The sequence below is a fragment of the Microbacterium resistens genome (assembly GCF_031456305.1).
In the GTDB taxonomy this organism is placed as follows: Bacteria; Actinomycetota; Actinomycetes; order Actinomycetales; family Microbacteriaceae; genus Microbacterium; species Microbacterium resistens_A.
Genome location: NZ_JAVDUM010000002.1, coordinates 196,388 through 220,306 on the forward strand (window position 1 = coordinate 196,388; position 23,919 = coordinate 220,306).

Here is a 23,919-nt window from a genome sequence, read left to right on the forward strand (position 1 = left end):
TGGGGACATGCGGATCCTTGCGGCGATGAGCGGCGGCGTCGACTCGGCCGTGGCCGCGGCGCGCGCGGTCGAGGCCGGTCACGACGTGGTCGGCGTGCACCTGGCGCTCTCCCGAGCGGGCGGGACGCTGCGCACCGGGAGCCGCGGATGCTGCACGATCGAGGACGCGATGGACGCGCGTCGCGCGGCCGACCGGCTCGGCATCCCGTTCTACGTCTGGGACTTCTCCGAGCGGTTCCGTGAGGACGTGATCGAGGACTTCGTCTCCGAGTACCGGGCGGGTCGCACACCGAACCCGTGTCTCCGCTGCAACGAGAAGATCAAGTTCGCGGCCCTCCTCGAACGGGCGGTTGAGCTGGGCTTCGACGCCGTCTGCACCGGCCACTACGCGACGCTCGTCGACGGCTCCGAAGGGCTCGAGCTGCATCGTGCGTCGGACGCCGCGAAGGATCAGTCCTACGTGCTGGGAGTCCTCGACGCCGAGCAGCTCGCGCGCACCTACTTCCCCCTCGGGGCGACCCCGTCCAAGGCGCTCGTCCGCGCCGAGGCCGCCGAGCGCGGTCTGAGCGTGGCCCAGAAGCCGGACAGCCACGACATCTGCTTCATCCCCGACGGCGACACCCGCGGCTGGCTGGCGGAGAAGGTCGGCGCGGAGCAGGGCGACATCGTCGATCGTGAGGGTGCCGTCGTCGGCACGCACGAGGGCGCGCATGCCTTCACGGTGGGGCAGCGTCGCGGCCTCCGCCTCGGCGTGCCGGCGGCGGACGGCAAGCCCCGTTTCGTCCTGGAGGTCCGGCCGGTCTCGAACACGGTGGTCGTCGGCCCCAAGGAGGCGCTGGCGATCGGAGAGATCTCCGGGGAGCGCCGCTCCTGGGCGGGGGCTGCCCCCGCCGTCGAGGAGTTCGGCTGCGAGGTCCAGATCCGCGCCCACGCCGACCCGGTCCCCGCCAGGGCGTTCGTCACGGACGACGGCGTGCGGGTGATCCCGGACGCCCCGCTCGACGGGGTGGCTCCGGGGCAGAGCGCGGTCCTCTACGTCGGCACGCGCGTGCTCGGCCAGTTCACGATCGACCGGACCGTCTCCGCGGTCCCGGTCGGCGTCTGAGCCCGGCCGGATCCTTCCTGTCCGGGCCCCGCACGGCTCGCCCCGCACAGGGGGAGACCTCAGGTGACGGCGAGGGCCGTGGCGACCGGCTCCCGTAGCCGTGCGGCCACGGGGAGCGCCACCGCGGCGACCGTGAGGACGAGGCCGAGCGCAAGGATCGCCGCGGTGCCCGCGAGGTCGTACCGGAGGGCGACGACGGGATAGAACGGCGCGAGCATGACCGATGCGAGCAGGCCGGTGACGACGATCACCCCGATGGCGAGGATCGCCGCGGTCAGCACGTGGATCATGGCCTGCCACACGGCGGCGCGGAGGATGACGTCCGTCGTGGCGCCGCTCGCCGAGAGCAGCGCCTGCTCCCTGGCCTGGGCACGGTTGCTCATGAAGACGACGACGGCCGCGCCGACCGTGGCCAGCAGCACCGGGCCGCCGAGGAGCACGATCACCTGTCCGAGCTGCAGGCCGTTGAACGATTCGCCCGACGCCCTGGCCGCATCCCCCCAGATCGCGGTGACCGTGTACAGCCCGCCGACCATCGCCGTCCCCGTGAACAGCGGGGTCACGGACGCGGTGCTGCGCCCCAGGTGATAGCGGGCCTGGTGACGCGCGAGGAACCAGGCGGAGGAGGCGCGGGCGGGGATGAGGGCGGTCCAGGCACGAAGGACGGCGCCGTAGAGGACGGGGCCGCCGGAGACGACGACCAGGGAGAGCAGCGGGGCGATGAGCGGCGTCTGGGAGATCAGCGTGTTGCGGTCATCGTCCGTCGCCACCGCGGCGAGCGAGAGCCAGCTGACGCACGCCGCGGTCGCCGCCGCGACCATCGCGGCGAAGAGGCCCCACCGCCACCAGCGCATGCGCCTGCCCTGCGCCTCCGGCTCCCTGAGCGCGTCGAGGGGCGGGGTGCGCGCGGCCCGTCTGGCCGCCGAGAGGCCGCCGAGCAGCGCGACCAGGAGGATGCCGCCGACGGCGAAGAGCGCCGTCAGGGGGCCCACCACGACCGGGACCTCCTGATACCCGCCGGATCCGCCCTCGAAGGCTCCGTGAACGACAGGGGCGGCGACCAGCGATGTCGCCGCGAGCCCCGCCAGTGCTCCGAGGAGACTCATGACCGCCACCTGCATGGAGACGATGCCGCCCACCTGCCGTGGCCCCGCCCCCGCCAGCAGCCAGCGCGCATAGGACGCCCGTCCGAGGTCGACGGCCAGTCGAGCGACGGCAGCGGTCACCGCTACGGCGCTCGCGCCGCTGAAGACGAGGACCATGGATGCGGCGCCGCCGAAGCCGATCGCGTACCGTCCGCCGGCGGTGATCCCGGTCTCGAGCATCGACCCGCCCACGCCGAGAGCCAGCGAGCCGACCGCGGCGACGAGGACCAGACCCGCCCAGGAGCGCCATTCGAGGCGGAGCTCGGCGGCCAGCAGGCGGATCATGCGCGGACCCCGCCGCGCTGGGCGTCGAGGATCTGCGCCGGGGTGGCCCGGGTCAGCTCGGCGACGACGAGCCCGTCCCGCAGGACGATGGTGCGGTCGGCGCGCGCTGCGGCCTCCAGATCGTGCGTGACCAGCACGACCGCCCTGTCCGCCGCCGCGGAGGCGCGCAGGAGGTCGAGGACCACGACGCCGGTCGCGGAGTCGAGGGCGCCGGTCGGCTCGTCGGCGAAGACGAGTCGCGGTCGCGCCGCCAGGACCCTGGCCAGCGCGACGCGCTGCTGCTGGCCGCCGGACAGCTGACCCGGACGCCTGGCGCCGTGGCCGTCGAGCTCGACGGCCGAGAGGGCGCCGTCGACGTCCGGGCTGCGGCGCCGGGCGAGGCGCGCGGGGAGGGCCACGTTCTCGCGCACCGAGAGCGAGGGGATGAGGTTGTACGCCTGGAACACGAATCCGAGGCGATCGCGGCGCAGCCGGGCGAGGCGCGCCGCGGAGGCGGAGTGGAGGTCGACGTCCTCGAATCTGATCTCGCCGCCGGACGGACGCTCCAGGCCCGCGAGGCAGTACAGGAGCGTCGACTTGCCCGAGCCGCTCGGGCCGACGATGCTGAGCATCTCGCCCGCGCGGACCTCCACATCCACGCCCCTCAGCACCGGGGTGCGCTCGCGTCCCACCGCGTACTCCTTCGTCACGCCGGTGGCGTGCAGCACGATCTCGTTCATCCCCCCAGTCCATCGGGACGCGGTGGCGGACGCAGGAGGCTGGGGGAGAGGGACGGGGTAGACCTGGCGCTACTCTTCGAAGAGCGCCCCGAGGTCGAGGAGATGGACGCTGCCGTGGGAGCAGTGCATTGTCAGTCGAACCCTGACGGGCGGCTCTGCGAGCCGGGATACCGCTGTCGGGGAAGGCTTCGAGATCACACTGCCGGATCAATGCCGTGTCTGTCCCCCAAAAGGGTGACAGACAATTGGACTGTGTCTAATTACTGTCGAAGGACCACGTAGTTGGATGGTTGAGAGGACAGAATCGTGAAGAAGCGGATCACCAGTACTCCGGTTATCGCGGGAGCGATAGCGGTCGCACTCGCCGTGACGATGTCGACACCAGCATTCGCCGCAGACGATCACGACGGTGTAGTAGCCGATGCTGTTGCGGAGCAGATAGCTCAAGTCGCTCCGTCGGCCAGCGTCGTCACTGGGCTCACCAAGGAGGAAGCCTTCAACGTCTCGGCTCAGAACACGGCGGTGTCTGTGCCGCTGACTCTTCCTGATTTCGTCGACGTTACGGCCGAGGTGGATGGGCGCGATCAGCGGCAGACGATCCGTACCGCCATCACTTTGCCTGAGGGATTCGTCTCCGCGGAGGGGACGATCGGGGCAGATGGGACGGTCGTGTATGCGGATGCGGGTGCGTCGCCCGCCTCGAGAGATGCGATTGCTGTGCAGACGCTCGCCGACGGATCTACCCGCGTGCAAACGGTGCTGGCTTCGCCGACGAGTGCACATGAGTTCGGCTATGAGCTGGATGGGTTCACGCCTGTCCAGGACGGCGAGGGGAACTTCGGATTCCTTAACGGTGATGGCATCTTGGTGCCGGTCGCTTCCCCGTGGGCGAAGGACGCCAACGGCGCAGATGTCGCGACTCGATACGAGATCCGAGGTGATCGGCTCGTTCAGGTGGTGACCCCCTCGGCATCGACGGCGTATCCGATCGTGGCTGATCCGACGTGGGCCTGGTGGAACGCTGGATACGGTGCGAAGCTCAATCGTGACGAGACTCGGGACGTCGCCAATGGCGGCGGCAACGCAGGTATCTGTGCGTTGGGGCTCTTTGCGAATCCTGCACTCGCTGGGGTCTGCGGGGCACTCGCGGGTTATCTTGTAGGGCAAGCTGGCATCGCCAACGGTGCTGGTGAGTGCGTTGTCATCATCGTGGCCCCGGCCCCATCGGTCTGGCGATACAACGATGGCGACTGCTACTAGACCCTCGTCTGGAGGAGGCATCGAATGGCATGGATTCTGGCCGGCTCGTTCGGCCTGAGCTGGGGCGTATTGCTCTGCTGGATCGACACGCGAACCGCTTCTTGGTGGCCAAGACTGTGCTGCGTGGTTCTCCTCGTCGCTGCAATGTTGTCCTTCATTCTGGCGGGGCCTACCGGCTCAATGCCGGGCCTCGTCCTGACGCTCACGGCCATTTTCAGCTTCGTTCTCGCTGCAGGTGTGTTCTGGCAGGGCCACCCCGCGTTGGAGGGGCAGCGCTACGGCGAACGCGTGCGAGTGATGCTCTTCAAGGGATCGATGATCCGCGCCCACCGGAACGAGCTCCCCGCCAACCAAGCGGTCCGGAACCAGCAAGATGAAGTGGATACAGACCACCCCATCGAGACACGCTGATCCACGCATAGGAGGCCCGGTGACCTTGACCCGGGCCTCTTGCCGTCAACGGCAGCTGCTCGTTTGGGGATGGTCCTGAGAGACACCGGACTGGCGCGCCAGTCAGACAGCGACTGAGAGCGGCTTGGGGCAGTTGGCGGTCATCTCAGCGAGCCGAAGGGACTCCTCGGCGCCCGGCGCGCGCTCGCGTCCCGCTGTGTACTCAGGGGCCGGGGGAGAGGGACGGGGTAGACCTGGCGCTACTCTTGTCCTCCGCCCGATCGCGGAGGAGCGCGCGATCCTAGACTGGCCCGATGACGAGTCGGCGGATCGATGGGCCTGCGCCGCTCCCGGCGGAGAACGTCGCGCAGGCGCTCATGCGTCCGCCGTGGCGGGTGCTCTTCTCCCGCTGGCCGTGGCTGGCGCTGGGCTATACAGCCCTCAGCGCGGTCATCGCGGCGCTGTTCCTGCTGCCGAGCATCGTCCTGTTCGTCCTGCTCCCGCTCTGGGCGATCCTGTGCGGGATGATCGAGCGCCTCCGGCTGCGCATGCTGGGATTCCCCCGTCAGCCCTCCGGGCATGTCCGGGTGGGACGGGACCAGCGGCACAACTGGCTGAACGTGCGGCTGACGGAGCCCGCGACCTGGCGCGAGCTGCTGGTGCTCCTGCTGGACATCGCCGTCGGCGCCGTGGCCCTGGTGACGCTCTTCTTCGAGGCGCTCGCACTCATCGCCGTGGTCGCGGTGCCGATCGCGATGGTGAGCCAGTGGGAGGGGCGGGCGCGGCTGTTCGGGGACACGTGGATCCGGATGACTCCTGCGGACTGGTGGAAGCCCGCCCTCATCGCCCTCGGCCTGCTGGTGATCGCGGCCTATCTCAACATGCTCCTGGCCGCGGGGCAGGCGGTGGCCGTCCGTTGGCTCCTCGCACCACGGGACGCGGAGATCGATCAGCGCGTCGAGCGGCTCACCCGATCGCGTGCGGCGATCGTGGCCGCCCATGAGGAGGAGAGGCGACGGATCGAGCGGGACCTCCACGACGGCGTGCAGCAGGAGCTTGTGGTCCTCGCCTCGCGGCTCGCCGTCCTCGAGCTGGAGCTCGGTGCGCTCGGCTCGGAGGGGGAGCCGGCCAGGGCCGCGCTCGCCGCGACCCAGGACCAGGCGGAGCGGGCGGCATCGATCCTCCGAGACACCGTCCGTGGCATCCATCCCGCGGTGCTCACGGACCATGGGCTGGGCGCGGCGCTCGACGAGCTCGCCGGCCGTGCCGCCGTCCCGGTCCGGATCCTGGGCGAAGGGCTGGAGCGGGCGGGAGCCGCAGAGGAAGCGGCGGCCTACTTCCTCGTCACCGAGGCGTTGACCAACGTCGCCAAGCACACCGACGCGTCCCGCGTGACGATCACGGCGCGGACGGCCGGCGGCGCGCTGGTGGTCGACGTCGTCGACGACGGACGCGGTGGCGCCGACCCGGAACAGGGCACGGGTCTGGCAGGGCTCGCCGCCCGCGCGGCCGCTCTGGAAGGGACCCTCGAGATCGTCTCGCCTCCGGGCGGTCCGACGCGGCTCGTCCTGACGCTGCCCGCGACCCGGAGGGTCGCCGAATCCCCGCCGGAGACGGCGGACGATGAGGAGGCGAGCCGCCATGCGGATCCTGTTCGCTGAGGACTCGGCGCTGCTCCGCGAGGCGCTCAGCGCGCTGTTCACACGGCTGGGGCATGACGTGGTCGACACGGCGGCCACCGCGGACGAGCTGCGCGCCCGCTACCGCGCGATGGACCCCGCCCCGGACATCGTGGTGACGGATGTGAGGATGCCGCCGGACGACACCGACGACGGGCTCCGCGCCGCGCTGGCGATCCGGGGGGACCGGCCGTCGCAGCCGATCCTCGTGCTCTCGCAGTACGTGGCGGATCGCTATGCGCGCGACCTGCTCACGCTGCCGGAGGGCGGGGTCGGGTATCTGCTGAAGGAGCGCGTCAACAGGGTCGCGGACTTCGAGCAGGCGCTTCGGACCGTGGTCGCGGGCGGGACGGTGATCGACCCTGAGGTCTCGCGACATCTGCTCCGGCGCGACGCGCCCAGCGCTCTGGACGGTCTCACCCCACGGGAGCGGGAGGTGCTGGCGCTCATGGCCGAGGGCGCCTCGAACGGGGACATCGCCCGGGCGCTGCACCTCAGCGACGCCGCCGTCCGCAAGCACGTCGGCAACATCTTCTCCGGGCTGGGACTCGCCCCGACCGACGAGAACCGGCGCGTTCGCGCGATCCTCCTCTTCCTGCAGTCCTGATCGGCCGGCGCGGAGTCCGGATCGCGCTCCGCGCCGGTCGATGTCGGCGGCCGCTCGTACAATTGCGAGGTGCCGGAGAACGAGATCTCGCTGGAAGCCGCCCGAGCCGAGGCCGACGGGCTGACCACCCGCATCCTCGATGCGAAGGACGCGTACTACGGACGCGACACGTCCCTCGTCGACGACGCCACCTACGACGGGTGGATGCACCGGCTCGAAGAGCTGGAGCGCCTGTACCCGGAGCTCCAGGGACAGGACTCGCCGACGCAGATGGTCGGCGCCGCCGGGGGCACGGGGCTTGCGACCATCGAGCACGCCGAGCGCATGCTGAGCCTCGACAACGTCTTCTCCGTCGACGAGCTGCGCGAATGGGCGGCGAAGACCAAGGCCTCGGCGGGACGCGAGGTCGCCTGGCTCACCGAGCTCAAGATCGACGGCCTCGCCATCAACCTCCGCTACGAGGACGGCGTCCTGACCTCCGCGGCGACGCGCGGCGACGGACGGGTCGGCGAGATCGTGACCGAGAACGCCCTGCGGGTCGCGGGGATCCCCGCCCGCCTCGTCGGGGAAGGGCATCCGCGCATCGTCGAGGTGCGCGGAGAGGTCTTCATCCCGGTCGCCGCCTTCGAGCGGCTCAACGCGGCGCAGGCCTCGTTCCGGGATCGCGCCTACGCGGACTCGCTGGCGCGATGGGAGGCCCGCGGCGGGGCGAAGAAGCCGTTCGACGAGGAGAAGGCCAGAGTCGCGGCCGCCCGGCGGTTCCCGTCCTTCGCGAACCCGCGCAACGCGGCGAGCGGCGGTCTGCGCCAGCAGCTGGACAAGAAGGAGGGCCTGGAGCTCGAGGCCGGCCTGTTGCGGGTCGCGTCCCTCGCCCTCTACGTGCACGGGATCGGGGCGTGGCCCGAGCCGCCGGTCGCGGCGCAGAGCCAGGTGTACGAGCTGCTCGCCGGCTGGGGGCTGCCCACGAGCCCGCACACGCGCGTGTGCGGGACGATCGACGAGGTCGCGGACGTCGTCGCCTTCTTCGGCGAGCACCGTCACGACATCGAGCACGAGCTCGACGGGATCGTGGTGAAGGTCGACGAGCTCGCGCTGCACGACGAGCTCGGCGCGACGAGCCGGGCCCCGCGATGGGCGATCGCGTACAAGTACCCGCCGGAGGAGGTGCAGACGACGCTCCTGGACATCGTGGTGTCGGTGGGGCGGACGGGTCGCGCCACCCCGTTTGCGGTGATGGCGCCCGCGCACGTCGCCGGCAGCGTCGTCCGGCAGGCGACCCTGCACAACAAGGACGTGGTGAAGGCGAAGGGCGTCCTGATCGGGGACACTGTCGTGCTCCGCAAGGCGGGCGACGTCATCCCCGAGGTCCTCGGACCGGTCGTGGACAAGCGCGACGGCACCGAGCGCGAGTTCGTGATGCCCGCGGACTGCCCGGAGTGCGGCACGCCCCTGCGTCCGATGAAGGAGGGGGACATCGACCTGCGCTGCCCGAACGCGCGGTCCTGCCCCGCCCAGGTGCGCGGGCGGGTGGAGCACATCGGCTCCCGCGGCGCGCTCGACATCGAGGCCCTCGGCGAGGTGACCGCCGCCGCGCTCACCCAGCCGACGACGCCGGCCTCCCCGCCGCTGGAGACCGAGGCCGGGCTGTTCGCCCTGACGCTGGATCAGCTGGTCCCGATCGAGCTGGTCGTCCGCGACGCGGAGACCGGGCTCCCGAAGGAGGACGAGGACGGGCTGGTCAAGACCAGGGCGCCCTTCCGTCGCAACCCGACCGCGGCGGAGCGCAAGGCGGGGCGGGAGGGACCGCAGCCCTCGACGCAGGCGCTGACGCTCCTCGCCGAGCTGGAGAAGGCGAAGACGAAGGAGCTCTGGCGACTGCTCGTCTCCCTGAACATCCGTCACGTCGGCCCTGTCGCCGCCCGCGCCCTTGCCCAGTGGTTCGGCTCGCTCGATGCGATCCGCGCCGCGTCACGGGAGGAGCTCGCGGCGGTCGAGGGCGTCGGCGGCATCATCGCCGATTCGCTGCTGGACTGGTTCGACGTCGACTGGCACCAGGAGATCGTCCGGCGATGGTCGGAGGCCGGCGTGCAGTGGGCGACCCCGGGGCACCCCGGCCCCGGAGCGGCCGTCGCCGAAGGCGGTGTGCTCGACGGCCTCACGGTCGTGGCGACCGGAAGCCTCGATGGATACTCCCGTGAGGGCGCGCAGGAGGCGATCATGAAGGCGGGCGGGAAGGCCGCGTCGAGCGTCTCGAAGAAGACCGACTTCGTCGCCGCGGGCCCGGGGGCGGGATCCAAGCTCGCGAAGGCGGAGGAGCTCGGCATCCGCATCCTCGACGCCGCAGAGTTCCACCTCCTCGTCACCGAGGGACCGGACGCCCTGGCCGCACCGGAGGGCACAGAGGTGACGGACGGCGCAGAGAAGACGGATGGCGCGGAGAAGACGGACGACGAGGACGGAGCGGACCTCAAGTCCGCCGAGGACTGAGGTCAGCGCCCACCCTCAGCGCCCACCCTCAGCGTTCACCGTCAACGCGCCGGCGGGACCGCGCAGCTCAGCGCTTGTGGCGCGGCTTACGGGCGGGGCGATCCTCTTCGGGTCCGTTCTCCGGGCGACGGTCGTCCCGGGGAGCCTCGCGGTACGGTCGTGTGTCCGTGCGCCGGGGACCCGCGTCGTCACGGGAGCGGCCACGTCCGCCGGGACGCCCCGAGTCCGGGGCGATCTCGATGAGCCGGCCGGAGATCCGAGTGTCGCGCAGTCGCTCCAGGACCGAGGGGTCCATGCGCGCGGGGAGCTCGACGATCGAGAAGTCGGGGCGGATCGTGATCGCGCCGAAGTCGTCCCGTCCGAGGCCGCCCTCGTTGGCCAGGGCGCCGACGATCTGGCGGGGCTCGACGCGATGACGGCGGCCGACCTCGATGCGGTAGGGGGCGTAGTCCTCGCGTCCGCGCCGCGGGGCACGAGGCTCCCGGGTTCCGCGGTCGGCCTGCGCCTTCCGCGGTGCGCCGTCGACGGCGACCGCCTTCGCGAGGGGGTCGTTCTCGGGGTCGAGGAGCAGCGGGGTCTCGCCCTGGGCGACGATCGCGAGCGCCGCGGCGACGTCGCCCTCGGGGACGTCGTGGTGGCGGACGTAGTGGGCGATGATGTCGCGGAAGCCGGCGACGCGTGCCGACTCCTCGAGGGCGGCGGTGATGGCGTCGTCGAATCGCGCGAGGCGGGTGCTGTTGACGTCGTCGGTGCTCGGTAGCTGCATCTGGTCGGGGCGCTGCCGCGTCGCCTTCTCGATGTGCGCGAGGAGGTAGCGCTCGCGCGGCGTGATGAAGCTGATCGCGTCGCCCGAACGCCCGGCACGGCCGGTGCGCCCGATCCGGTGCACGTAGGACTCGGTGTCAGTGGGGATGTCGAAGTTGACGACGTGGCTGATGCGCTCGACGTCCAGGCCGCGCGCCGCGACATCGGTGGCGACGAGGATGTCGAGCTTGCCGTCCTTGAGGTGGCCGACCGTGCGCTCGCGCTGCACCTGGGCGACGTCGCCGTTGATGGCGGCGGCAGAGTACCCGCGTGCGCGCAGCTTCTCGGCGAGCGTCTCGGTCTCGTTCTTCGTCCGGACGAAGACGATCATCCCGTCGAAGTTCTCCACCTCGAGGATGCGCGTGAGGGCGTCCACCTTCTGCGCGTAGGAGACGACGAGGTAGCGCTGGGTGATGTTGGCGTTCGTCGCGGTCTTGGAGGTGATCGAGATCTGCTCCGGCTCGTGCAGGTACTTCTGCGCGAGGCGGCGGATCTGGGCGGGCATGGTCGCGGAGAAGAGCGCGACCTGCTTCTCGGCCGGGGTCTGCGCGAGGATCTGCTCGACGTCCTCGGCGAATCCCATCTTCAGCATCTCGTCGGCCTCGTCCAGCACGAGGTACTTCAGCTCGGAGAGGTCCAGCGTGCCCTTCGCCAGGTGGTCCATGATCCGGCCGGGCGTGCCGACGATGATGTGCACGCCGCGACGGAGCGCGGACAGCTGCACGCCGTATCCCTGGCCGCCGTAGACGGGGAGGACGTGGACGCCCTTCATCCGCGCCGCGTACGCCTCGAACGCCTCGCACACCTGCAGCGCCAGCTCGCGGGTCGGGGCGAGCACGAGCGCCTGCGGTGACTTCTGCGCGAGGTCGAGCCGCTCCAGCACCGGGAGGGCGAAGGCCGCGGTCTTGCCGGTGCCGGTCTGCGCCATGCCGATCACGTCGCGCCCCTGGAGCAGCAGCGGGATGGTCGCCGCCTGGATCGGCGACGGCGTCTCGTAGCCGAGATCCTTGACGGTCTTCAGGACGGGGCCGGTGAGGCCGAGATCGTCGAACCCGGAGGCGGGGGGAGCGTCGCCGAGGACCTCATCGGGAGCATCGGTCGTCAGCGCATCGTCAGGAGTCACTTCCCAACCGTAGCGCCTCGACCTCTCTCCCGGGGGTTCCGGGGACGACGACGCGCGGCTCAGCGGGCGACGGGCGTCCCCTGCACGGCGTCAGCTCCCGGAGGTGAGGGCGAGGAGACGTTCGCGGACCTGGCGGCGCAGCACCTTCCCGATGAGCGAGGTCGGCAGCTCGTCCACCACGAACACGCGCCGCGGAACCTTGTACGGCGTCAGGATCCCGCGGGCGAACTCCCGGATCGCCTCGACGTCCACATCCTTGCCGCCGTCCACGACGATCGCGGCGACGACCTCCTCGCCGGAGTGCTCGTTGGGGAGCCCCACGACGGCCGCGTCGAGGACGTCGGGGTGCTGACGCAGCACGCCCTCGACCTCGGTCGGGGCGACGTTGAAGCCGCCGGTGATGATGAGCTCCTTGATCCTGTCCACGATCCGGATGAACCCGTCCTCGTCGACCGTGACGATGTCGCCGGTCCGGAACCAGCCGTCCACGAACACCGCCTCGGTCTCCTCGGGCTTGCCGTAGTAGCCGGAGAACACCTGCGGACCGCGGACGATCAGCTCGCCGGGGGAGCCCGGCTCGACGTCCTTGTCCGGCTCATCGGGGTCCACGACCCGGCACTCGGTGCCGGGCAGGGGGAGTCCGACGGTCCCGGGCACACGGTTTGCGGCCACAGGGTTCGCCATCAGCACCGGCGAGCACTCGCTGAGGCCGTAGCCCTCGACGAGGAAGCCCCCGGACGCCTCCTCGAACGGGACGACGAGCTCGTGCGGCAGCGCCATCGCCCCGGAGATCGCGACCTCGGTGCCGGCGAGAGACACGCCCGTCTCCGTGGCCCTGCGCAGCAGCCGCTCCGCGATCGGCGGGACCAGGGGGAGGAAGGTCGCGGGGTGCTTCTTCGCGACCTCCAGCACCATGTCGGGGTCGAACTTCGGGAAGAGCACCAACCGGGCGCCCATGGACATCGCGAAGGTCAGGCAGAGCGTCAGTCCGTAGGCGTGGAACATCGGCAGGACCGCGTAGACGACGCATCCGTCGCCGCGGGTGATCGAGGGGACCCACGCCCGCGCCTGGGCCGCGTTCGCGAGCAGGTTCCGGTGGGTGAGCGACGCGCCCTTGGGCGTCCCCGTCGTCCCGGAGGTGTACTGGATGATCGCGAGGTCGTCGGTCTGGGGGCGAGGATGCGTCGGCGGGAGCGGATCCGTGCGGAGCAGCGACTCCCAGACCACCGTCCCGCGGACCGGTGCGGTCAGCGCGTCACGGGACGCGCGGGCCTTCGCGACCGGGAGGCGCAGGGCGAGGCGGGTGAGGGCGGGCATCGCCCGGGTGACGTCCACCGAGATGAGGTTCGTGACGGCGAGATCCGCGGGGAGGTCCTGGACGGTCGCGACGACCTTGTTCCAGACGATCGCGTGCGTCGCGCCGTGGTCCTCGAACTGCTTGCGCAGCTCGCGCGGGGTGTACAGCGGGTTGTGCTCGACGACGATCGCGCCGAGCCGGAGGACCGCGTAGAAGGCGATGATGTGCTGCGGGCAGTTGGGGAGCACGATCGCGACCGGGTCCCCGGCGCGGACGCCGAGGTCGCGGAGGCCCGCGGCGGCGCGGTCGATCGCCTCCTGGAGGTGGGCGTAGGTCGTCTCACGGCCGAAGAACTGGAGGGCGGGAGCGTCCGGGTAGTCGCGGGCGGACGCGGCGACGATGTCGACGAGCGACCCGTCCACCTCCGCCAGATCCTCCGGAACGCCTTCCGCATAGCTTGCCGTCCACGGACGCGGGGGAACGAACGTCGTCATGGCCCACAGCCTATTCCTTTCGCGAACGTGGGACCCGGCCTCCTCTCCTAGACTGGGGAGGTGTCTGAAATCACCCCCGATCTCGTGCGCCATCTCGGCGTGCTCGCGCGCATCCAGCTCGACGACGACGAGGTGACGCAGCTGACCGGTCAGCTCGACGCCATCGTCGACAACATCGCGAAGGTGTCGGAGGTCGCGACGCCCGACATCGCGGCGACGAGCCACCCGATCCCGCTGAGCAACGTCTTCCGCCCCGACGAGGTGGGGCAGCCGCTCACGATCGAGCAGGTGCTGCAGAACGCCCCCGACTCCGCGGACGACCGCTTCCGCGTGACCGCGATCCTCGGAGAAGAACAGTGACGGAGCGTGGGACTGTGAACGAGATCATCCGTTGGACGGCCGCGGAGCTCGGCGCGAGGATCGCCGCGGGCGACGTCTCCAGCGTCGAGGCGACGACGGCACACCTGGACCGCATCGCCGCGGTCGACGGCGACGTCCACGCGTTCCTCCACGTGAACGGGGCGGCGCTGGACGCCGCAGCCGACGTCGACCGGCGCCGCGCCGCGGGCGAGGAGCAGGGGCCGCTCGCCGGCGTGCCGCTGGCGATCAAGGACGTGCTGGTCACCACCGACCAGCCCTCGACCAGCGGCTCACGGATCCTCGAGGGCTATCTCTCGCCCTTCGACGCGACCGTGGTCGCCCGATCCCGCGCTGCCGGCCTCGTGCCGCTGGGCAAGACCAACATGGACGAGTTCGCGATGGGCTCCTCGACCGAGCACTCCGCCTACGGGCCGACGCACAACCCGTGGGACCTCGACCGGATCCCCGGCGGCTCCGGCGGCGGGTCCGCAGCGGCGGTCGCTGCCTTCGAGGCCCCGCTGGCGCTCGGGTCCGACACCGGCGGCTCGATCCGCCAGCCCGCGCACGTGACGGGCACCGTGGGCGTCAAGCCCACGTACGGAGGGGTGAGCCGCTACGGCGCGATCGCCCTCGCCTCGAGCTTGGACCAGGTCGGCCCCGTGACCCGGACGGTCCTCGATGCAGGGCTCCTGCACGACATCATCGGCGGGCACGACCCCCGCGACTCCACCTCGCTGCCCGACGCCTGGCCGTCCTTCGCCGCCGCCGCGCGAGAGGGGGCGACGGGCGAGGCGCTCAAGGGCCTCAAGGTCGGCGTCATCCGCGAGCTGCCCGACTCCGGCTTCCAGCCGGGGGTCGCGACCTCCTTCCGCGAGGCGCTGGCGATGATGGAGGCGAACGGCGCGGAGATCGTCGAGATCTCGGCTCCGCACTTCGAGTACGGCGTCGCGGCGTACTACCTGATCCTCCCGGCGGAGGCGTCGAGCAACCTCGCGAAGTTCGACTCGGTGCGCTTCGGGCTGCGGGTCATCCCCGAGGGGAACCCGACCGTGGAGGACGTCATGTCGGCGACCCGCGAGGCCGGTTTCGGCCCCGAGGTCAAGCGCCGCATCATCCTCGGCACCTACGCGCTGTCGGCCGGCTACTACGACGCGTACTACGGCAGCGCGCAGAAGGTGCGCACCCTCATCCAGCGCGACTTCGACGCGGCCTTCGCCGAGGTGGACGTGATCGCCACCCCGTCGGCGCCGACCACGGCGTTCCGGCTGGGGGAGAAGATCGACGACCCGCTCCAGATGTACCTGAACGACCTGACCACGATTCCCGCGAACCTCGCAGGCGTCCCCGGGATCTCCATCCCGTCGGGTCTCGCCGCCGAGGACGGACTGCCCGTCGGCATCCAGTTCCTCGCACCGGCGCGCGAGGATGCCCGGCTCTACCGGGTGGGCGCCGCGCTGGAGTCGGCGCTCGTGGATTCCTGGGGCGGCCCGCTGCTGGACCGCGCCCCCGAGCTCGCAGGAGGGAACCGCTGATGGCCAAGCCCACGCTCATGGACTTCGATCGGGCCATCGAGATGTTCGAGCCGGTGCTCGGCTTCGAGGTGCACGTCGAGCTGAACACGCGCACCAAGATGTTCTCGGACGCGCCGAACCCGGCACACGAAGAGTTCCACGGCGCCGCTCCCAACACGCTCATCTCGCCCGTGGACCTGGGCCTTCCCGGATCCCTCCCGGTCGTGAACGCCACGGCGATCCGCTCCTCGATCAGCCTGGGCCTCGCGCTCGGCTGCTCGATCGCCGCGTCGAGCCGGTTCGCGCGGAAGAACTACTTCTACCCCGACCTCGGCAAGAACTACCAGATCTCCCAGTACGACGAGCCGATCGCGGCCGAGGGGTCGGTCGAGGTGGAGCTGGAGGACGGCACGCTCCTGACGATCCCGGTCGAGCGCGCGCACATGGAGGAGGACGCGGGCAAGCTCACGCACATGGGCGGCGCCGCGGGGCGGATCCAGGGGGCGGAGTACTCGCTGGTCGACTACAACCGCGCCGGCGTCCCCCTGGTGGAGATCGTGACCAAGCCCATCTTCGGAGCCGAAGGCCGTGCGCCCGAGATCGCCAAGGCCTACGTCGCCGCGATCCGCGACATCGTCCGCGCCCTCGGCATCTCGGAGGCGCGTCTGGAGCGGGGGAACCTGCGCTGCGACGCGAACGTGTCGCTCCGCCCGCGCGGCCAGGAGAAGCTGGGCACGCGCACCGAGACGAAGAACGTCAACTCCCTGCGCTCGGTCGAGCGCGCGGTGCGGTACGAGATCCAGCGCCAGGCGCAGATCCTCGCCGACGGCGGCACGATCATCCAGGAGACGCGGCACTGGCATGAGGACACGGGGACGACGTCCCCCGGTCGTCCGAAGTCCGACGCCGACGACTACCGCTACTTCCCCGAGCCCGACCTGCTTCCCGTGCAGCCCGCCGCCGAGCTGGTGGAAGAGCTGCGTGCGGCGCTGCCCGAGCAGCCGGTGGCCCGTCGTCGTCGCCTCAAGGCCGCGTGGGGCTTCACCGACCTGGAGCTCCAGGACGTGCGCAACGGCGGGCTCCTCGACGAGGTCGAGGCGACGATCGCCGCCGGTGCCGCACCTGCCGCCGCACGCAAGTGGTGGACGGGTGAGATCACCCGGGTGGCCAACGCGCAGGAGCGTGAGCCGGCCGATCTGGTGAGCCCGGAGAACGTCGCGGCCCTCCAGCGGCTGATCGACGAGGGGACGCTGACCGACAAGCTCGCGCGCCAGGTGCTGGAGGGCGTGATCGCCGGCGAGGGGACCCCGCAGGAGGTCGTCGACGGACGCGGCCTCGCCGTGGTGTCCGACGACGGCGCGCTCATCGCCGCGATCGACGACGCCCTGGCCGCTCAGCCCGACGTCCTCGCCAAGATCCAGGACGGCAAGGTCCAGGCCGCCGGCGCGATCATCGGCGCGGTCATGAAGGCGATGAAGGGTCAGGCCGACGCCGCCCGCGTGCGTGAGCTGATCCTCGAGCGGGCAGCCTCCGCCGGTTCCTGATCCGGTGCGTTCCGGGGTCCGCTGCGCTGTTCCGCGGCAGCGGGCCCCGGAATCCGGACGCCCGACCGGAATGTCCCCGGCCTCGGCGAGAATGGACGCATGGGACGTGGCGATGGATCGGGGCGGATCGTCTCGCCCGACGACGTCGACGACACCGGCGCCGGGATCCTGCACGTCGACATGGACGCGTTCTACGCGGCGGTCGAGGTGCTCCACGATCCGTCACTGCGCGGGCTTCCGCTGATCATCGGCTCTCCCGACGGCCGCTCGGTCGTCTCCAGCGCGTCCTATGAGGCGCGTCGCTTCGGCGTCCGCTCGGCCATGCCCGTCGCCCAGGCGATCCGGCTGTGCCCCTCCGCCCGCATCGTCCCGCCCGACTTCCGGCGCTATCAGGCGGTCTCCCGTCAGGTCATGGAGATCTTCGAGTCGATCACCCCGCTCGTCGAGCCGCTGTCGATCGATGAGGCCTTCCTGGACGTGCGGGGCGTCCGCCGCCTCTGGGGCGGCCCGGCGGAGATCGCCCGGCTGATCCGTCGTCGGATCGTGGAGGAGGTCGGCATCACCTGCAGCGTGGGGGCGGCGGCGACCAAGCACGTTGCGAAGATGGCCTCCACCCTCGCCAAGCCCGACGGTGTGCTGGTCATCGCCGAGGCGTACACCCGGGACTTCCTCGCGCCGAGGCCCGTGCGCGCCATGTGGGGTGTGGGCCCGAAGGCCGCGGAGGCGCTGGAGTCGCGGGGCATCCGCCTGATCGCAGACATCCGCACCGCCTCCGAGCCGGCGCTGGACCGCGCGGTGGGCCCGGCTCTGGCGACCAGGCTCCGGGAGCTCGCCGAGGGGAGGGACCCGCGTGCGGTGGACACGGCGCGGGTGGAGAAGAGCGTCGGTCATGAGGAGACCTTCGAGCGCGATGTCGTCGATCGGGAGCTGTTGAGGTCGGAGCTGCTGCGCCTGGCCGATCGGGTCGCGGCGCGGTTGCGGAAGGCCGACTGGGAGGCGGCGGGTGTGGCGATCAAGGTGCGGTTCTCGGATTTCAAGACGCTGAGCCGGTCGCAGACGCTCGCCGAGCCGACGTCGGTCGGGCAGCGCATCGGCGAGGTGGCGCGGACCCTGTTCGAGGCGGTCGAGCGCAGGGATCCGGTCCGGCTGATCGGCGTGCGCGCCGAGCGTCTGAGGACGACCGGCGCGGGGATGGCGTTGTGGGACGACGATGCCGATTGGCGAAGCGTGGAGGGCGCCGTGGACGATGCGCGCGCGAGGTTCGGCAGCACGATGATCACCCGCGCCCGACATCTGGGCGCCGGTGACGGACGCGGGGCGCCGCAGCACCCCCGGGCGCACGGCCTGGACTGACTTCGGTGCAGAATCGGCCCCCGTCCCCGCGCCGGGTGGGTTAGCGTGGGTCCATGCCGCACATCGCACTCGAACTGGGAAAGAACGCCGCATCGCTCGGCGTGAAGAGCGCCTATGGAGAGACCCAGGAGGTCGACGGGGCGCATTTCACCCCCGTGGCGCTGACGATGTCGGGCTTCGGCGGCGGCGGGATCGACGCGGCCGGCGCCTCGGGCGACGCGAGCGGTGGCGGTGGTGGCGGTTTCGCGATCCCGCTGGGCGTGTACGTCCGACGCGAGGAGGGACTCCGCTTCGAGCCCAACTTCGTCTCGCTGCTCGCTGTGGCGATCCCGTTTGTCTGGGTCGCCGGACGGGCGATCGCTCGCATCATCCGTGTCCTCAAGAAGTGACGATCCGGTCGCGGAGGCGCTTCGGGACGGCGTGGCGCGGATGCGTGCCGCCGTCCACTCCGTCTCCACGTCCAACCCCGTCGTCCTGATCGATGGGCGCAGCGGCGCGGGCAAGACGACCATCGCCCGCCTGCTCGCCGAGCACTGGCCCCTGACGACGGATGTCCAGCCCGTCGCGCTCGACTCCCTCTACCCGGGATGGGGCGGGCTGGCGGAGGGCGTCGCGAACGCGTACGACTGGATCCTCCGTCCGCACGGGAGGGGGACGGTCGGCACCTGGCAGCGCTACGACTGGGAGGCCGGGGCCTACGCCGAGAGCCATGCGATCGATCCGGCGAGAGGCGTGATCCTCGAAGGATGCGGGGCGCTGACCCCGAGGACCGCGCGAATCGCCGATGTCCGGGTCTGGGTCGAGTCGCCGGAGCGCAGCCGTAAGGCGCGGGCGCTCGGACGGGACGGCGACGCGTTCCGTCCGCATTGGGACCGGTGGGCGGCGCAGGAGGAGACGCACCTGCGCCGGGACCGGCCACGAGAGCTGGCAACGCTGCTGATCGACATCCCGTGACGATCGCGTGATCGCATCGACGGGATCGCGTCGACTCATGATGTCATCCTCGCGTCGCGACCCCTGTTCCTCCTATGAGCGAACTAAGATCGTTCGATGTCGATCCTGGGAGGGAACATGCAGGCCATTCCGCACGCCTCAACCACCGCCGGTGAGCTCTTCCATCTCGTCCGCCGGGCCAAGGCGTCCTCCCGGGCGGACCTCGCCAGGGTCACCGGCCTGTCGGCATCGACGGTGTCCCTCCGCGTCGATGCGCTGATCGCCCACGGCTATCTGGAGGAGACGGGCCGAGGCGAGTCCCGCGGCGGCCGGCGCCCGCGGATGCTCGCGGTGAAGGCGAACGAGTCGGTCGTCGCCGCGGTCGATCTGGGGGAGCGGCATGCGACCGTCGGGCTCCTCGACCGCCGTGGCGAGGTGATCGCCTCCACGACCGAGGAGATCTCGCTCCTCGCCGGTGTCGAGGGCGTGGTGCGCAACGTGTGGACACAGACGCAGGCGCTCGTCGCCGAGGCGGGCTCGCCACGGGTCGACGGGATCGCGATGGGCCTCCCCGGGCCCGTGGACGTCCGCACCTCTCGGCTCCTGGCCCCGATGCGGATGCCGGGCTGGAACGGCGTGGACGTGCGCGACGTCCTGGAGTCGGTGACCGGGCTCCCCGCGATCATCGAGAACGACGCGAACGCGATGGCGCTCGGCGAGTACCTGGAGAGCGGCAGCGACGCGCAGCAGCTCGTCTTCGTGAAGGCGGGGAGCGGCATCGGCTGCGGCATCGTCCTGGACGGCGCTGTCTATCGGGGGTTCCGCGGGGTGGCGGGGGACATCAGCCACGTCGCCCTGCACGACGCCCCTCCGGTGATCTGCTCCTGCGGGCGGGTCGGCTGCCTCGATGTCGTCGCGAGCGGGAACGCGATCGTCGACGCCCTTCGCGAGGCAGGCGAGGCGGTGGAGACGGTGGACGACGTCCTGGAGATGGCTCAGAACGCCCACGCCAAGGCGACGGCGCTGCTGCGCGAGGCGGGTGCGCGGACCGGCGAGGTGCTCGCGACGATCATCAACTTCTTCAACCCCCAGGTGCTCACGCTCGGCGGGCGGCTGTCCTCTGCGGACGCCTTCGTCGCCGGTGTCCGGCAGGCGCTCTACACGCTGTGCCTGCCGATGTCGACCGATGTCCTGGAGATCCGGGTCAGCAAGGCCGGGGTGCTCGCCGGCGTGCGCGGAGTGGGCTGGGAGATGCTGGAGCGTCTCCTGGATCCCGCCTCGATCGATGCGGCGCTCGGGGAGGCGTCGGTCTCGCGCGTCCCATAAATTCGAGAATCGCAGGAAGTGCGCTTCTTGCGTTCGATCGCTGGATTAGTCTGAAGGGGTGACCTCTCAGACCCGTCCCCGCATCGCCATCGCCGGCATGGCCATCGAGTCCAGCACCTTCTCCCCGCACCGCGCGGGGGAGCGGGACTTCCATCGTCTGGAGGGTGCCGCACTCATCGACCGCTACGACGCACTGCGGGAGGGCGAGCTCATCGACCGCGCGGAGTGGCACGGCGTCTACCATGCGCGATCGATCCCGGGCGGCGCGGTGCTCCCCGAGGTGTACGAGGGCATCAAGGCCAGGATCCTCGACGGCCTGTCCGCGCTCGTCGAGGACGCACCCCTCGACGGCCTCTTCTTCGACATCCACGGCGCGATGAGCGTGGTCGGCATGGATGACGCCGAGGGCGACCTGATCGCGGCGATCCGCGGCGTCATCGGCCCGGACGCGGTCGTCTCGGCCTCGATGGACCTCCACGGCAACGTCTCCCGCGCCCTCATCGAGAACGTCAACCTGATCACCTGCTACCGGCTCGCGCCGCATGAGGACACCGCGGAGACGAGGGACCGGGCGATCCGCAACCTGGTGGAGGCGCTCGAGGGCGACGCCGTGCCCCACAAGGCCTGGGTGCGGGTGCCGATCCTCCTGCCGGGGGAGAAGACGAGCACCCGCGTCGAGCCGGCGAGGAGCCTCTACGCGCGCATCCCCGAGATCGAGTCGCGGACGGGGATCGTCGACGCCGCGATCTGGATCGGGTACGCCTGGGCCGACGAGCCGCGCTGCCACGCGACGGTCGTCGTGACCGGCCATGACGAGGCCGCGACATCGTCCGCCGCCGAGGAGCTCGCACGGGCGTTCTGGGATGTCCGTGACGACTTCGTCTTCGTCGGGCCTCCTGGCACGCTCGCCGAGGGCGTCGCCGCAGGGCTCGCGGCGACGGAGACCCCGTACTTCATCAGCGACTCGGGGGACAATCCGGGCGCCGGCGGCACTGGGGACGTCACCTGGACGCTCGGCGAGCTCCTCGCCATGCCGGAGCTGACGGCGCAGGGCGCTCCCGTCACGCTCTGCGCGTCCGAGTTCGACCGGGGCGCGGTCGAGGAGCTGCGCAGGCATGTGGTCGGGGCCCCGGTCTCGGTCGAGGTGGGTGCGCGCGTGGACCACGGCCCGCGCGGACCGGTCCGGGTGGAGGGCGTGCTGCACAGTCTCCACGAGGGCGATGTGGACGCCGGGGGAGTCGCGGTCATCCGGGTCGGCGGGCTCCACGTCATCGTCACGGAGTTCCGCAAGGCCTATCACGACGTCGGCGACTTCACCTCCATCGGCCTCGATCCCGCGTCGGCGCAGATCGTCGTCACCAAGATCGGCTACCTCGAGCCGGAGCTGTACGCGATCCAGCGCGGCTGGACGCTGGCGCTCACCCCCGGAGGGGTGGATCAGGATCTGAATCGGCTGGGGCATCACCGGATCCCGCGTCCGATGGCGCCCTTCGACGAGTTCGCCGCCGCGCCGGATCTCTCCGCTGAGCTTGTTCCTTGAGACTTCGTTCGAAATCGTTCAAAGTCTGTTACTGAAACGTAATAGCTGTGGTCGTTGATGAACACTTACTTCGACCAGGATGAAAAGTGCGTCACACGTTGAATAAATGATCTGAAACGTGGCGCTCTGACAAGGAGGTTTGATGCGCACGCACACGTTGCGTCGCCGGATGCTCGCCCCTCTGGGCGCGCTCGCGGTGGCAGCACTGGCCCTCACCGCCTGCGCGGCGGGCGGCGACGTCGCCGGCGGCGAGAAGAAGGACTCGGTCAGCTTCGCGCTCCAGGTGGGCACCGGACCGAACTGGATCCTTCCGATCGCCGCCCCGGACAAGATGGCGACCCACAACAGCGCCATCAAGGCGACCATGTGGCCGCGGCTCTTCGAGTACAACGGGGTCGACGGCGAGATGGGCTGGGACAAGAAGGCCTCGGCGGCCGAGTCCTACGAGTTCTCCGAGGACCACCGCACGATCACCATCACCCTGAAGGACCTCAGCTGGTCCGACGGCAAGCCGGTCTCGTCGCGCGATGTCGAGTTCTGGTACAACCTCGTCCGGTTCAACAAGGAGAAGACCGGCGGATACTCGCAGGGGATGATCCCCGACAACATCGTCGCGTTCACCACCGTCGACGAGAAGACCTTCTCGCTGACGATGGACAAGGTCTACAACGACGAGTTCCTGCTCGGCAACCAGCTCAGCCTGGTCTACCCGATGCCCCAGCACGTGTGGGACAAGTCCAGCGCGGACGGCAAGGTCGGCGATGCCGACCGCGACGCCGCCGGTGCCGCGGAGGTGCTGGACTACCTGTTCAGCGAGGCGAAGGACATGAAGACCTACGCCACCAACCCGCTGTGGCAGACCGTCGCCGGCCCCTACACGGTCAAGAGCTGGTCCGACTCCGGCCAGGTCGAGCTCACCGCGAACGAGAAGTACACCGGCGAGGACAAGCCGTCGATCGCCAACGTGACCTTCCTGCCGTTCACCTCCGCCGACGCGGAGATGAACGTCGTGCGCTCCGGCGACGTCGACTACGGCTACATCAGCAGCTCGCAGCTGGAGAACGAGAAGCAGTTCACGGATCTCGGATACCAGGTCGAGCCGTGGAAGGGCTGGTCGATCACGTACATGCCGTACAACTTCGCCAACCCGGAGAAGGGCTCCTTCTACAAGCAGCTCTACATCCGCCAGGCGCTCCAGCATGCGGTCGACCAGGAGACCATCTCCGAGGTGATCTGGCACGGCGCCGCCACCCCGGACTACGGCCCGATCCCGCAGACCGCGGAGTCGACCAGCCTGTCGGACGAGCAGAAGAACAACCCGTACCCGTTCGACCTCGACACCGCCGCCAAGCTCTTCGCCGACCACGGTTGGAAGAAGGGCGGGGACGGAACCCTCGAATGCGCGAACGCCGGAGCGGGCGCCGACCAGTGCGGCGAGGGCATCGCCGCCGGCACCAAGGCTGAGATCGTCGTCACGACCCAGAACGGCTCGCAGGAGACCGACAACATGATGGCCGAGATCCAGTCCTCGCTGGGGAAGATCGGCGTCAAGATGACGATCGACGCGAAGCCCCTGGACAGCGTCCTCTCGCAGGCCCAGGAGTGCAAGAGCGGCTCCACCTGCACCTGGGAGCTCGCGTTCTTCGGCACCGCCGGCAGCTGGTACTTCCCGCCGTACGCCACGGGCGAGCGCGTCTTCGCGCGTGACACCAAGTGGAACGCCGGCCAGTACGACAACCCGCAGGCCGAGGAGCTCGTCCAGGCGATGGCGTTCTCGACCGACCCGGAGATCGGCAAGAAGTACTCGGCGCTGCTCGCCGCCGACCTGCCGGTGATGTGGATGCCGAACCCGGTGTACCAGGTGTCCGTCGTCCGCGACGGGCTCGATGTCGCCAACCAGGACCCCGGTGCGTCTTTCCTGCCGCAGCGCTGGTCCTGGACCGAGAAGAAGTAGGCC

At 70.6% G+C, this 23,919-nt stretch carries 19 protein-coding genes; 15 read left to right on the top strand and 4 right to left on the bottom strand.

Annotated elements, in window-relative coordinates; all coding sequences use genetic code 11:
• Positions 1–7: 7 nt before the first annotated feature.
• Positions 8–1,105: a tRNA 2-thiouridine(34) synthase MnmA gene (mnmA, locus tag J2Y69_RS02990; RefSeq protein WP_310017394.1), complete on the top strand. Its 1,098-nt coding sequence runs from the start codon at positions 8–10 to the stop codon at positions 1,103–1,105.
• A gap of 59 nt (positions 1,106–1,164) precedes the next feature.
• Here mnmA and J2Y69_RS02995 read toward each other — a convergent pair whose 3' ends face one another.
• A complete protein-coding gene (locus J2Y69_RS02995; protein ID WP_310017396.1) occupies positions 1,165–2,535 on the bottom strand; it encodes an FtsX-like permease family protein in 1,371 nt (456 codons plus the stop codon).
• On the bottom strand, positions 2,532–3,254 hold the full coding sequence (locus J2Y69_RS03000) for an ABC transporter ATP-binding protein (RefSeq protein ID WP_310017399.1): 723 nt from the start codon (positions 3,252–3,254) through the stop codon (positions 2,532–2,534). The genes J2Y69_RS02995 and J2Y69_RS03000 overlap by 4 nt, the downstream gene beginning before the upstream one ends.
• Positions 3,255–3,560: 306 nt before the next feature.
• Between J2Y69_RS03000 and J2Y69_RS03005 the strand changes: the two genes are divergently transcribed.
• The 5 genes from J2Y69_RS03005 (at position 3,561) to ligA (ending at position 9,677) form a co-directional block, all read left to right on the top strand.
• The gene (locus J2Y69_RS03005; protein WP_310017401.1) at positions 3,561–4,514 is read left to right on the top strand and encodes a hypothetical protein; all 954 of its coding nucleotides are present in this window, start codon (positions 3,561–3,563) and stop codon (positions 4,512–4,514) included.
• Between the two features lie 24 nt (positions 4,515–4,538).
• Positions 4,539–4,925 carry a hypothetical protein gene (locus J2Y69_RS03010; protein WP_310017403.1) on the top strand — a complete coding sequence of 129 codons (387 nt, stop codon included), beginning with the start codon at positions 4,539–4,541 and terminating at the stop codon, positions 4,923–4,925.
• A 293-nt stretch (positions 4,926–5,218) separates the two neighbouring features.
• Complete coding sequence (locus tag J2Y69_RS03015) at positions 5,219–6,565, top strand: sensor histidine kinase (RefSeq protein ID WP_310017405.1); 1,347 nt, start codon at positions 5,219–5,221, stop codon at positions 6,563–6,565.
• Positions 6,546–7,190, top strand: coding sequence for a response regulator transcription factor (locus J2Y69_RS03020; protein WP_310017407.1), 645 nt, complete (start codon positions 6,546–6,548; stop codon positions 7,188–7,190). The genes J2Y69_RS03015 and J2Y69_RS03020 overlap by 20 nt, the downstream gene beginning before the upstream one ends.
• Positions 7,191–7,259: 69 nt before the next feature.
• The gene (gene ligA / locus J2Y69_RS03025; RefSeq protein ID WP_310017409.1) at positions 7,260–9,677 is read left to right on the top strand and encodes an NAD-dependent DNA ligase LigA; all 2,418 of its coding nucleotides are present in this window, start codon (positions 7,260–7,262) and stop codon (positions 9,675–9,677) included.
• Positions 9,678–9,744: 67 nt separating this feature from the next.
• Here the strand turns inward: ligA and J2Y69_RS03030 are convergent, their stop codons facing one another.
• Positions 9,745–11,604 carry a DEAD/DEAH box helicase gene (locus J2Y69_RS03030; RefSeq protein ID WP_396653026.1) on the bottom strand — a complete coding sequence of 620 codons (1,860 nt, stop codon included), beginning with the start codon at positions 11,602–11,604 and terminating at the stop codon, positions 9,745–9,747.
• Positions 11,605–11,694: 90 nt separating this feature from the next.
• Positions 11,695–13,395, bottom strand: coding sequence for a long-chain-fatty-acid--CoA ligase (locus tag J2Y69_RS03035; protein WP_310017411.1), 1,701 nt, complete (start codon positions 13,393–13,395; stop codon positions 11,695–11,697).
• Between the two features lie 60 nt (positions 13,396–13,455).
• On the opposite strand from J2Y69_RS03035, the gene gatC reads away from it, so the two are divergent.
• The 9 genes from gatC to J2Y69_RS03080 all read left to right on the top strand — a co-directional run bounded on the left by gatC (position 13,456) and on the right by J2Y69_RS03080 (position 23,916).
• Complete coding sequence (gene gatC / locus J2Y69_RS03040; RefSeq protein WP_310017413.1) at positions 13,456–13,755, top strand: Asp-tRNA(Asn)/Glu-tRNA(Gln) amidotransferase subunit GatC; 300 nt, start codon at positions 13,456–13,458, stop codon at positions 13,753–13,755.
• A 14-nt stretch (positions 13,756–13,769) separates the two neighbouring features.
• Entirely contained in the window at positions 13,770–15,287 is a 1,518-nt protein-coding gene (gene gatA, locus J2Y69_RS03045; protein ID WP_310017415.1) for an Asp-tRNA(Asn)/Glu-tRNA(Gln) amidotransferase subunit GatA, read from the top strand.
• Positions 15,287–16,810, top strand: a complete 1,524-nt coding sequence (gene gatB, locus J2Y69_RS03050) for an Asp-tRNA(Asn)/Glu-tRNA(Gln) amidotransferase subunit GatB (RefSeq protein WP_310017417.1) — start codon at positions 15,287–15,289, stop codon at positions 16,808–16,810. Before gatA ends, gatB begins: the two co-directional genes overlap by 1 nt.
• Before the next feature lie 99 nt (positions 16,811–16,909).
• A complete protein-coding gene (gene dinB / locus J2Y69_RS03055) occupies positions 16,910–18,163 on the top strand; it encodes a DNA polymerase IV (RefSeq protein ID WP_310017419.1) in 1,254 nt (417 codons plus the stop codon).
• Positions 18,164–18,216: 53 nt separating this feature from the next.
• A complete protein-coding gene (locus J2Y69_RS03060; protein WP_310017421.1) occupies positions 18,217–18,552 on the top strand; it encodes a hypothetical protein in 336 nt (111 codons plus the stop codon).
• Positions 18,536–19,117 carry a nucleoside/nucleotide kinase family protein gene (locus tag J2Y69_RS03065; RefSeq protein WP_310017423.1) on the top strand — a complete coding sequence of 194 codons (582 nt, stop codon included), beginning with the start codon at positions 18,536–18,538 and terminating at the stop codon, positions 19,115–19,117. The genes J2Y69_RS03060 and J2Y69_RS03065 overlap by 17 nt, the downstream gene beginning before the upstream one ends.
• A 96-nt stretch (positions 19,118–19,213) precedes the next feature.
• Positions 19,214–20,422 (top strand): ROK family transcriptional regulator, encoded by a 1,209-nt coding sequence (locus J2Y69_RS03070; protein WP_310017425.1) that lies wholly within the window; start codon positions 19,214–19,216, stop codon positions 20,420–20,422.
• Between the two features lie 58 nt (positions 20,423–20,480).
• Positions 20,481–21,962, top strand: a complete 1,482-nt coding sequence (locus J2Y69_RS03075) for a M81 family metallopeptidase (protein ID WP_310017427.1) — start codon at positions 20,481–20,483, stop codon at positions 21,960–21,962.
• Between the two features lie 142 nt (positions 21,963–22,104).
• Positions 22,105–23,916, top strand: a complete 1,812-nt coding sequence (locus J2Y69_RS03080; protein ID WP_310017430.1) for a peptide ABC transporter substrate-binding protein — start codon at positions 22,105–22,107, stop codon at positions 23,914–23,916.
• Positions 23,917–23,919 lie beyond the last annotated feature (3 nt).

Excerpts from the sequence above, each read along its gene's own strand:
- mnmA (WP_310017394.1), top strand. The coding sequence starts at position 8 with ATGCGGATCCTTGCGGCGATGAGCGGCGGCGTCGACTCGGCCGTGGCC.
- J2Y69_RS02995 (WP_310017396.1), bottom strand. The coding sequence starts at position 2,535 with ATGATCCGCCTGCTGGCCGCCGAGCTCCGCCTCGAATGGCGCTCCTGG.
- J2Y69_RS03000 (WP_310017399.1), bottom strand. The coding sequence starts at position 3,254 with ATGAACGAGATCGTGCTGCACGCCACCGGCGTGACGAAGGAGTACGCG.
- J2Y69_RS03010 (WP_310017403.1), top strand. The coding sequence starts at position 4,539 with ATGGCATGGATTCTGGCCGGCTCGTTCGGCCTGAGCTGGGGCGTATTG.
- J2Y69_RS03015 (WP_310017405.1), top strand. The coding sequence starts at position 5,219 with ATGACGAGTCGGCGGATCGATGGGCCTGCGCCGCTCCCGGCGGAGAAC.
- J2Y69_RS03020 (WP_310017407.1), top strand. The coding sequence starts at position 6,546 with ATGCGGATCCTGTTCGCTGAGGACTCGGCGCTGCTCCGCGAGGCGCTC.
- J2Y69_RS03035 (WP_310017411.1), bottom strand. The coding sequence starts at position 13,395 with ATGACGACGTTCGTTCCCCCGCGTCCGTGGACGGCAAGCTATGCGGAA.
- gatB (WP_310017417.1), top strand. The coding sequence starts at position 15,287 with ATGGCCAAGCCCACGCTCATGGACTTCGATCGGGCCATCGAGATGTTC.
- dinB (WP_310017419.1), top strand. The coding sequence starts at position 16,910 with ATGGGACGTGGCGATGGATCGGGGCGGATCGTCTCGCCCGACGACGTC.
- J2Y69_RS03060 (WP_310017421.1), top strand. The coding sequence starts at position 18,217 with ATGCCGCACATCGCACTCGAACTGGGAAAGAACGCCGCATCGCTCGGC.
- J2Y69_RS03070 (WP_310017425.1), top strand. The coding sequence starts at position 19,214 with ATGTCGATCCTGGGAGGGAACATGCAGGCCATTCCGCACGCCTCAACC.
- J2Y69_RS03080 (WP_310017430.1), top strand. The coding sequence starts at position 22,105 with ATGCGCACGCACACGTTGCGTCGCCGGATGCTCGCCCCTCTGGGCGCG.